General features: G+C 64.9%; 11 protein-coding genes. 4 read left to right on the forward strand and 7 right to left on the reverse strand.

What is annotated here, in order from left to right; translation table 11 throughout:
- Window positions 1-698 (forward strand): FGGY-family carbohydrate kinase (locus WBQ44_RS22515; RefSeq protein WP_495568880.1); only part of this gene is annotated, 698 nt, incomplete at its 5' end.
- Window positions 699-740: 42 nt separating this feature from the next.
- Here WBQ44_RS22515 and WBQ44_RS22520 read toward each other — a convergent pair.
- From WBQ44_RS22520 to WBQ44_RS22545, 6 genes are read right to left on the reverse strand one after another with little or no spacing between them, the layout of a single operon-like run.
- On the reverse strand, window positions 741-1,475 hold the full coding sequence (locus WBQ44_RS22520; RefSeq protein WP_495568881.1) for a sulfite exporter TauE/SafE family protein: 735 nt from the start codon (window positions 1,473-1,475) through the stop codon (window positions 741-743).
- A complete protein-coding gene (locus tag WBQ44_RS22525; protein ID WP_495568882.1) occupies window positions 1,472-2,482 on the reverse strand; it encodes an ABC transporter ATP-binding protein in 1,011 nt (336 codons plus the stop codon). Before WBQ44_RS22525 ends, WBQ44_RS22520 begins: the two co-directional genes overlap by 4 nt.
- Window positions 2,475-3,491 (reverse strand): ABC transporter ATP-binding protein, encoded by a 1,017-nt coding sequence (locus WBQ44_RS22530; RefSeq protein WP_495568883.1) that lies wholly within the window; start codon window positions 3,489-3,491, stop codon window positions 2,475-2,477. The genes WBQ44_RS22525 and WBQ44_RS22530 overlap by 8 nt, the downstream gene beginning before the upstream one ends.
- Window positions 3,488-4,471, reverse strand: coding sequence for an ABC transporter permease (locus WBQ44_RS22535; protein ID WP_495568884.1), 984 nt, complete (start codon window positions 4,469-4,471; stop codon window positions 3,488-3,490). Before WBQ44_RS22535 ends, WBQ44_RS22530 begins: the two co-directional genes overlap by 4 nt.
- Before the next feature lie 9 nt (window positions 4,472-4,480).
- Window positions 4,481-5,410, reverse strand: coding sequence for an ABC transporter permease (locus tag WBQ44_RS22540; RefSeq protein WP_495568885.1), 930 nt, complete (start codon window positions 5,408-5,410; stop codon window positions 4,481-4,483).
- 38 nt (window positions 5,411-5,448) lie between these two features.
- A complete protein-coding gene (locus WBQ44_RS22545; RefSeq protein ID WP_495568886.1) occupies window positions 5,449-7,029 on the reverse strand; it encodes an ABC transporter substrate-binding protein in 1,581 nt (526 codons plus the stop codon).
- Window positions 7,030-7,373: 344 nt separating this feature from the next.
- On the opposite strand from WBQ44_RS22545, the gene WBQ44_RS22550 reads away from it, so the two are divergent.
- Together WBQ44_RS22550 and WBQ44_RS22555 are read left to right on the forward strand one after the other, a co-directional pair.
- On the forward strand, window positions 7,374-8,369 hold the full coding sequence (locus WBQ44_RS22550) for a 2-hydroxyacid dehydrogenase (protein ID WP_495568887.1): 996 nt from the start codon (window positions 7,374-7,376) through the stop codon (window positions 8,367-8,369).
- A complete protein-coding gene (locus WBQ44_RS22555) occupies window positions 8,366-8,761 on the forward strand; it encodes a universal stress protein (RefSeq protein ID WP_495568888.1) in 396 nt (131 codons plus the stop codon). The genes WBQ44_RS22550 and WBQ44_RS22555 overlap by 4 nt, the downstream gene beginning before the upstream one ends.
- Window positions 8,762-8,765: 4 nt before the next feature.
- Here WBQ44_RS22555 and WBQ44_RS22560 read toward each other — a convergent pair whose 3' ends face one another.
- On the reverse strand, window positions 8,766-8,975 hold the full coding sequence (locus tag WBQ44_RS22560) for a VOC family protein (protein WP_495568889.1): 210 nt from the start codon (window positions 8,973-8,975) through the stop codon (window positions 8,766-8,768).
- A gap of 176 nt (window positions 8,976-9,151) precedes the next feature.
- Between WBQ44_RS22560 and WBQ44_RS22565 the strand changes: the two genes are divergently transcribed.
- The coding region (locus tag WBQ44_RS22565) for a DUF222 domain-containing protein (RefSeq protein ID WP_495568890.1) at window positions 9,152-9,839 on the forward strand (688 nt) is incomplete at its 3' end.

Consider the following 9,839-nt stretch of genomic DNA (forward strand, 5'->3'; position numbering starts at 1 on the left):
CGCTCGGACTGGCCGCGGAGGTCGGCGACGTCATCGTGTCGGTGGGCACCTCGGGTGTCGTCTCGGCCGTCACCGACGTCGCAGCCGGCGATCCGACGGGCATCATCGCCGGGTTCGCCGACGCCACGGGACGGCAGTTGCCCTTGGTGTGCACGCTCAACGCCGCGCGGGTTCTCGACGCCACGGCGGCGTTGCTGAACGTCGACCACGCCGAACTCTCGCGCCTCGCGCTGTCCACCAGCAGTGAGGGCCTGGTGCTGGTTCCGTATCTGGAAGGCGAACGGACGCCCAATCGGCCCGGTGCTTCGGGCGCGATACACGGACTGCGCCTGAGTAATTCGACTGCGGGCCACCTCGCTCGGGCTGCGGTCGAGGGCTTGCTGTGCGGTCTGGCCGACGGCATCGATGCCCTACGTGCGCAGGGTATCGAGACCCGACGGGTATTGCTGATCGGCGGCGGAGCCAAATCCGCGGCCTTGCGTGAACTGGCACCTGCCATCTTCGGTATGCCCGTCGTTGTGCCCGAGCCCGGTGAGTACGTCGCCGACGGTGCGGCGCGGCAGGCGGCCTGGGTGCTCGCGCAGACACCGGAGCCTCCGAAGTGGGCATCGGCGCCCGCACAGATTCACGAGGCCGACCCCACCCCGGCCGTCCGCGAACGGTACGCCGAGGTGCGGGACCTCACCGAGGGGGTCTGACGATCACAGCACCTCACACGGGTGACCGAAGGTCACGGATCTTTACAGGGCTGCCAGTTGCTGCACGATCAGCACGGTCGCCCCGATGGTCGACACTGCGATGGCCGTGATTCGCAGCCTGCGGCGGTCCATCACCCGGTTGACCACCCGGGACAGCGCATAACCCAGAACGGTGGCGGGTGCCAGCAGCACGAACAGCCACGCGGTATGCAACGTGACCGAGCCCGTTGCCGTCAGTGCCACCAGCGACAGGATGGACCCGACCAGAAAGAACCCGCTCATGGTGCTGCGCAGCTTCGCGCCGGAGTTTCCCTGCCACACCAGAGCCATCGGGGGGCCGCCGATGGCCGTGGCTGTTCCAAGCAATCCGGATGCCGCGCCCGCCACCACCAGATTGCGTCTGTGCGGCAACGGAACCCACCCGAACGAGGTCAGGGCGATGCCGAGCAACACCACCAGGGCCAGCATCACGGCGAGTCCCCGCTCCGGCAGGGCGACGAGCAGCAGCGCGCCCAGAACGGTTCCCGGCACCCGGCCGGCCAGAGCCCAGCTTGCACCCGACAGGTCGAGCGACGCCCCGTCCCTGATCAACACCAGGGTGCTGACGAGGACAGCCAGCATGATCAACGTTCCCGGCACCAGACCGGGATCGACGATGGCCACCACGGGCGCCGCCAACATGCCCATCCCGAATCCGATGGATGCCTGCATGCACGAGGCGAAGAAGATAGCGAACGCAACGACTGCGAACCCGGCAACGGAGAGATCGGCAATCACGATCCGGCGGCCACGAGTCCAAGATCGTTGGCCACCAACGGGTAGTGACATTCCGCCATGTGATCGGCTTCGTTGCGGTCCAGTGCCACCGGCGGAGCCTCCGACGCACACAGATCGGTCGCCTTCCAGCAGCGAGTGCGGAAGCGGCAGCCGGACGGAGGATTGATCGGAGAGGGTACCTCTCCCTTCAGCAGAATGCGCTCCCCGCGTGCCGCGGCGTCGAGTTTGGGAGCCGCCGACATCAACGCAGCGGTGTACGGGTGGCTCGGACGGTCGAACACCGCCTCCGTTGCACCTGCCTCGACGATGCGTCCGAGGTACATCACGGCCACGCGGTCGGCGACGTGTCGCACGACGGAGAGATCGTGCGAAATGAACACGTAGGAGATGCCGAGCTGCTTCTGCAGGTCGTTGAGCAAGTTGAGCACCTGAGCCTGCACCGACAGGTCGAGAGCGGAGACGGGTTCGTCGCAGATGATCACATCGGGGTTCAGCGCCAGTGCCCGCGCGATACCGAGCCGCTGTCGCTGGCCGCCGGAGAACTCTTGCGGGAAGCGATGTTCGTCGGTCGGCCGTAGCCCGACCAGGTGCAGGAGCTCGCGGACGCGGGCCGAGCGATCGCGTCGAGTGTTGTACAGGCTCTTGTGTGTTCGCCACGGCTCGCTGACGATGTCACCGGCGTTCATCCGGGAGTTGAGCGAACCGTAGGGGTCCTGGAACACCATCTGGACGCGTCGCCGAAAGCGGAGCAGGTCCTTGCCGCGCAGCGAGAAGGGGTCGACTCCGTCGAAGTCGACGGTCCCCGAATCGGGCTTCTCCAGCATCATCAGAGTTCGGGCGAGAGTTGATTTACCGCAACCCGATTCGCCGACGAGACCGAGCGTCTCGCCCCGTCGCAGATCGAGGTCGATGGCATCGAGGGCCCGAAGATTGCCTCCGCCTACCTTGAACGTCTTGTTCAGGCCGCGAACGGTCAAGAGCTGATCGGCCGGTGTCGTGTCAAGCATGGGAAACCTCGTTCGGGAAGTGGCATGCGGATTCTCTGTCGTCACCGACAGGCGTGAGCGGCGGGCGGGTGGTGACGCATTTCTCGCGAGCCAGCGGGCAGCGCGCCTGATACACGCACCCGTCGGGAATGGAATGAAGATCCGGCGGCGTTCCGCCGATGGATTTGAGATCCTCACCGCGAACCGCATGCACCGGCACGGAATCGAGCAGTCCCTTGGTGTACGGGTGGCGGGGTGAGGCGAACACCTCTGATACCAACCCGGTCTCGACGACGTTGCCCGCGTACATGATCGCCACGCGGTCTGCTTCCTCGGCCACCAGTGCGAGGTCGTGCGTGATGAGCACGACGGCCATGTCGTGTTCGGTACGCAGGTCGCGGAGCAGCGCCATGATCTGTGCTTGCACTGTGACATCGAGGGCCGTGGTCGGTTCGTCCGCGAGCAGCACCGAGGGGCTCAGAGCGACGGCCATGGCGATGAGGAGTCGCTGCCGCATACCGCCCGAGAACTGGTGCGGGTAGGAGTCGACGCGCGATTCGGGCTGTGGGATGCCGACGCGGGCCATCAGCGAAATGGCCTCCTGCCGAGCTTCTTTGGCAGACATTCCGCGATGGATCCGAAACGGTTCGGCCAGTTGGGTGCCGACCGTGTAGACGGGATTCAATGCGGTCAACGCGTCCTGGAACACGATGGCCAGCTCGGTGGCGGCGAGGTGGCGTCGCACCTTGTCCTTCGCGGTCACCAGGTCGACCTGGCCGTGGACGTCACTGCCGAGTTCGACGGATCCGTCGGTGATGTCGGCGATCGGTTCGAGCAGGCCGACGACGGCCTGTGCCGTCATCGACTTGCCGCAGCCGGATTCGCCCAGCAACGCAAGGGTTTCGCCGCGACGTGCGCTGAAGCTGACGTGGTCGACTGCGCGGATGACTCCTGACGGGGTCCGCAGGTCGACCGTCAGATCCTTCACGTCCATCGCGATGCGACTTCGGGAAACTGTTGGCGCGCTCATGAGACGACCTTTCGAGTGGGAACGAGTCGGGACCTCTTCGAGCGGGGCACGTTGAGACGCCAACGCTGGGCCGGGTCGGTGGCGATACGTGCCCAGGCTGCGAGCACGGTGGCCGAGACGGTGGTGAGAACGATGGCGAGGCCGGGGAAGAACGACAACCACCACGCGGTCTGCAGGTAGGTGCGTCCCTGCGCGACCATCAGGCCCCAACTGACGTCCGGTGGCTGAATCCCGATGCCCAAGAAGCTGAGCGACGACTCGGCCAGCATGACGAAGCAGAAGTCGAGGGTGGCCACGGTGAGCAGAGTGGGCAGCAGAATCGGTGCGACGTGCCTGCGGATGACGGCGCCGCTGGAAGCCCCGAACGTGCGGGCCGCGTCGACGAAGAGCCGGCTCTGCAGTTCTGCAGACTCGGCGCGAGCCGTGCGCAGGTAGATCGGAATGCGGGTGATGGCAAGCACAAGAACGATGTTGGCCGCACTCGGCGAGAAGACGTACAGCACGACGACGGCCATCAGCAGTGACGGGAAGCTCATGATGACGTCGGCGACGCGCATCGCCGAGGTCTCGCGCCAGCCGCGGTGGTAGCCGGCCCACATGCCGATCATGGACCCGACGATGGCCGAGAGAACGACAGCGGGAACCGCGACCGACATCGTGGTGCGGCTGGCGACGACGAGTCGGGCGAACATGCTGCGGCCGAGCGGGTCGGTACCGAGAATGTTCATCCAGCCGGTGTCCAGGGTGAACGGTGGCAGGTTCGAGCGGTCGAGATCCTGATCGGTGGCTGCGTCGCCCACCAGCATCGGGCCGAAGATCGCCGTCAGGAAAACCAGAACCAGGATCCCGGCGGCGACGGTCGCGACGCGGTCACGGAGCAGCAGCTTCCACAGCGGCGCGGACGCTTTCCGCGCTACCGGTTCGGCAGCCGGAACATTCTCTGGCTCGGACGTTTTCGGTGCTTCGAAGTCGAGTGACATGGTGGCCTCCTAGACCTTCGCCTTGTCGCGAACGCGGGCGTCGAGCAGTGCGTAGCAGGCGTCGATGAAGATGTTGAGCAGGAAGATGGACACCGCGGTCAGAAGCACGGCGGCCTGGAGAACTGCGAAGTCGCGCTGGAGGATGGCGTCGATCATGAGCTTGCCGATGCCGGGCCAACCGAAGATGGCCTCGACGACCACCGCGCCGTTGACCAGGCCGACCATGAGATCACCTGCGACGGTCAATGCGGGTGCGGCAGCGTTGCGCAGAGCGTGGTGGGTGACGACGCGGAGGTCACCTGCGCCTTTGCTTCTGGCCAACCTGACATACGGCGCGGACAGGGCGGAGACCATCGCGCCGCGCACCACCTGCGTCAGTACACCCAGTGGGCGGATGAGGAGCGTGGCGATCGGCAGTACCCAGGACAACATGCCGCTGTCGACGCCCGAGGTGGGCAGCCAGCCGAACAGAATGGCGAAGACGTAGACGCCCATGATCGCGAACCAGAAGTCCGGGATGCTGGCGGCCGTCATGGACAGCAGGCTCGAGATGCGGTCGGCGAGCGAGTTCGGCCGGTAGGCCGCCCAGCAACCGATGACGACCGCGCCGAGGATGGCGAGGAACATCGTCACGAACGCGAGCTGCAGTGTTGCCGGGAACGCGCGAAGAGCCATCGCCGACGCCGATTCACCGGTGCGGAGCGAGTCGCCGAAGTCGAGCTGCACGACGCCCTTGAAGTAGTCGAGCAGCTGGGTCTGGATCGGCTGATCGAAACCGTTGGTGGCCCGAAACGCCTCGCGCTGCGCCTGCGTCGCGGATTCCGGGAGGTACAGGCTGGTGGGATCACCGGTGAGGCGAGCGAGGAAGAAGACACCGATGAGGACGACGAGGAGCGGGACCAGGCTGGTGTAGATGCGGCGGCGAAGAAATCTGAACATCTCAGCGCCTCCCTGCGAGTGACGTGTTCATCATGGCCTCAATCGGTTTCGGTGGTGTCGGCGCGAGTCATGGCTGCGAGATGCATTTCGTCGACGGTGGCGGAGTTGGGTGTGTAGTCGACCGACGAGGCCTTGGCCAGGACGCCGTTCATGTGTGCGATGAACGCCATCTGCATGACCTCCTTCGGTTCGTCGGCGAACACCTCCGCGTAGGCGTTCTGTCGGTCCTCACCGGTTTTCGCGGCTGCCGCGTCGACGCGTTCGTCGAATGCTGCTGTGCCGCCCGCGCTTTGGAAACCATCGCTCTTCAGGTACTGATCGGCGGTGAAGGCTGCGTCGCCGGCCTGGTTGCCGTGCTGGATGACGAGGAGGTACGGGCCGACCTGAGGGAACGGTCGCTCCTGGTACTCGGCGGTCCCGGCGGAGTCCGTCATTTCGATCGAGACGTTCATGCCGATTTCCGACAGCGCGTTCTGGATGACCTCGAGGGTTTCGTTGATCTTCGGAAACTGCCCGGTTCGGCCGATCATTCTGATCTCGGCGTCGACCGGTACGCCGTCGGCGCGGGCCTCGTCGATCAGCTGCTGTGCCTTCTCGGGATCGTACGGCCACGGCTCGAGGTTGTCGTTGAAGCCGATGACGCCCTCGGAGATCAGCTGCTCGGCGGGTGATCCGAGTCCACGAAACAGGGCCTTGACGATGCCGTCGCGGTTGACGGAGTAGTTGATGGCCTGACGCACCCGGATGTCGTCGAGCGGCGGCTCTTCGAGCTGGATTCGAACGGCGGTGGTCTCGTTGTTCGGGTACGCGACCCCGAGGTCGCCCGCCCCGTCTTCGGGACCGAGGCCGACTGCGATCTCAGCTTCACCGTTGGTGACCATCGAGGCGCGAACGCTGCCCTCGCTACGCCATTGGTAGTCGGCCCGTGCGTACTCCGGTGCCTCGCCCCAGTAGGTGTCGTTGCGCACGAGCGAGAGTCGCTGGCCGGCGTTCCAGTAGTCGATGGTGAACGGGCCGGTGCCGATGGGTTCACGGACTCGTTCGTCGAGAGGGGTGGTTCTCGGAACCATCTCGACGAAGGAGACGCGCAGCGGAAGGATGGGATCGGCTTCCGGTGCGGCCACGGTCAGGGTGAGCGGGTCGACGACCTCGACGGTCAGGTTCGCGTCGCCGAAGACGTAGCCCTCGACATTGCAGGCGAGGTCGGAGTTGACGGTCCGCTCGATCGAGTGCGCGGCATCCGCGGCCTCGAACGGTGTGCCGTCGCTGAACGTCACCCCTGGCTTGATGCTGATCGTCCATTCGCGGTCCGAGGTCTGTTCCCACGAATCCGCCAGTTTCGGTTCGAGGTCACCGGTGGTCGGGTTTCGTTCCATCAGCGGCTCGGTGATGTTGGACCGAGTCACGACGCCGACGGAGGTGAGCGAGACGTCGCACGCTTCGAGGGTGGGCGGCTCTTCCTGCAGAACGATGCGGAGGGTGTCGGCACTCGCAGTACTGCCCTGATTGGAGTTCGCCACGGTGCACCCGCTGGCGATCATCGAAAACGTAAGTGCGCCAGCGAGAACCAATGCTGATCGCGTGGTCCGTCCCTGCTGCACTGCTGGTGCAGGGCTCATTGTGGCCTCCATTGTGGAAAGAGAGTCGCGTCTGCCATGTGCAGCGCCGACTCTGTGACGGTAGACACACGGTATGAGGGTCGAATTTCGCCGTCAACTGGGCAAACGGGCCTTTCGCGCTCGTTTGGTGAGTCACAGCCATGCCCGCGGTGCGGTGCAGCTCACACTGCACGGCGCCTGACCAGGAAGGATGTGTCGACAGGTTAGGTAACACTGGCTTAGCAACACCGCCACCATGCCGTTTGGGTATCAATCCATGTTATTTCCGTGTTGGACAGGTATTCGAGAAACGGAATATCGTAGTGGAAACGCGCACGCTTCACTTATCGCGAGGAGTACAAACAATGGTCACCGTAGGGTCCGAGAAAACCGCTGCGCGGCAGCGAGATTCGGTTCGCGCCGGCCGGGTGCTCAGGGTGGGGCCACTCAAACCGTCCCTGATGGACACGCTCGCAGGCGACTACGACGCGCTGACGCTCCCCGACGGTGACGAGCGCGAGAGCTTCCTGGCCCGCGAGGGCGAGTCCGTGACCGCCGCGGTGACCTCCGGGCGAACCGGTGTCGACGCCGCTCTCATGGCGCGGCTGCCGAACCTCGGTGCCATCGTCCACTTCGGCGTCGGGTACGACACCACCGACGTCGACGCCGCCGCCGCTCGGAACATCGGTGTCAGCAACACTCCCGATGTGTTGACCGACTGCGTCGCCGACCTCGCCGTCGGTCTGGTCATCGACGCGCTGCGTCAGGTGTCGTTCTCGGATCGCTACGTCCGCGCCGGACGATGGGTCGCCGAAGGCAACACGCCCCTCACCCGCCAGGTCACCGGCAAACGCGTCGGAATTATCGGTCTCGGCCGCATCGGAACCGCAATCGCAGACCGCCTCAGCGGGTTTCGCTGCCCGATCAGCTACCACAACCGCAACGAGATCGCCGACTCCCCGTACACCTACGCCAACTCTCCCGCCGCTCTCGCCGGTGGCGTCGACATCCTGATCGTCGCAGCTTCGGGCGGCTCGGGAACCAAGCATCTCGTCGGCCGTGAGGTCCTCGAAGCTCTCGGACCGCAGGGTTACCTCGTCAATGTCGCCCGCGGCAGCGTCGTCGACGAGGATGCGTTGGTCGAGCTGTTGGCCACGGGCAAGCTCGCAGGCGCCGGCCTCGACGTCTTCGCGCACGAACCGGAAGTGCCCGAACGGTTGTTGGTCCTCGACAACGTGGTTCTGCTGCCGCACGTGGGCAGTGGAACCGTCGAAACGAGGGCCGCGATGGAAGCGCTGACGCTGCGCAACCTCGATCAGTTCCTCGCCGACGGCACCCTCGTCACGCGGGTGACCCGATGACCGTCGTCGTCGGCTACTCGCCGACAGTCGAAGGCAAGGGTGCTCTGCCGTTCGCATTCGGTGAAGCACGCCAGCGCAACACCGACCTGATCATCGTCGCCGAAGACGACAGCGCGTCCGAGGACTCCTTCGCCGCTGCCGTCCAGTCGGCCCGCGAGGAAGCAGACGCCGCAGGCGTCGCAGTGACAGTCAAGGCCAACGAGCCGGGACGCTCGCACTCGGACAACCTGATCGATCTGTCCTACGTCGATGGCATCGAACTGGTCGTCATCGGAATTCGCCGACGCTCACCCGTCGGAAAACTGTTGATGGGCAGCACCTCTCAGCGCGTGATCCTCGAAGCGCAGTGCGCCGTCACCGCGGTCAAGCCGCCGATCGGGCCGCCGCGCTGAGATTTCACTCGACGAACACGCAGAACTCGTTTCCTTCCGGGTCGGCCATGACCGTCCACGAGATGTCGTCGTCGGGGCGTCGGAGGATGGGGGCGCCGAGATCGGTGAGCGTCGTGATGTCCTGTTCGACTGTGACGTCTATGTCCCAGTGCACGCGGTTCTTGACCGTCTTCGGTTCGGGCACCGCGCCGAAAGCGATGCACTCGAACGGCACGCCCGCGATGCACTCGATCGAGTGTTCCTCTTCGTTGCCCCCAGAACTGCGACATCGCCGTCGAGTTCACCGCGTCAAAGGTCCTTGAATGATGCCAGAGCCATGATCGCGGGTGCAGCGCCTTCAGATTCGAACACATGTTCGACAAATAGTGATTTGTCGGATATTCTTGGAGCATGCTTTCGGGGGAGAGTGTCGCCGGTCTTGCCGACGACGTAGGGGTAGCCGGCACACGTGGTGTGCTGGCCATCGGCGACCCTGTGCTGAACGACGCAGTGGGATCGATGGAAGCGGCATGGAACGCCGTGGCCGAGGTCGAGTCCAGCGCGTTGACCGACACCGATCGACGGGCAGTGCTGGTGCGCATGGAGAAGCTCTCTCGCGCGATGTACGGCACCTCGCACACCTGGCTCACCGAACTGATCGACAACGATGGACTCGCGGTCCTGCCCGACAGGACCAACCCGTCCAGGTTGGCGTCGCTGCTCCGTATCGATCCGAGCGTCGCAGGCAAACGAATCAAGATTGCAGGCAGGCTCGCGTCGCGGCGAGCGATGACCGGTGAGAAGCTCGAACCCGAATATCCGTCCACGGCGGCTGCGCACAGCGACGGCGACATCGATGCCGCGCATGTCACCGTCATCGACAAATTCTTCGACGATTTACCTGCCGCGATCGATCACGAATCGAAGGTCCAATCCGAGGTTTTGCTCGCCGAACTCGCGAAACAGGTAACGCCCGAACAGCTTCGCGTCGCTGCCGTCAGGCTGATGGCTCTGCTCGATCCGGACGGCACACTGAAGGATGAGAAAGATCCGCTGACGAAGTGCTTCTTCAACCTCGGCAAACAGGACTCCGACGGGT

It is taken from the genome of Rhodococcus sp. (in: high G+C Gram-positive bacteria), from assembly GCF_049591685.1.
Taxonomy (GTDB): domain Bacteria; phylum Actinomycetota; class Actinomycetes; order Mycobacteriales; family Mycobacteriaceae; genus Rhodococcoides.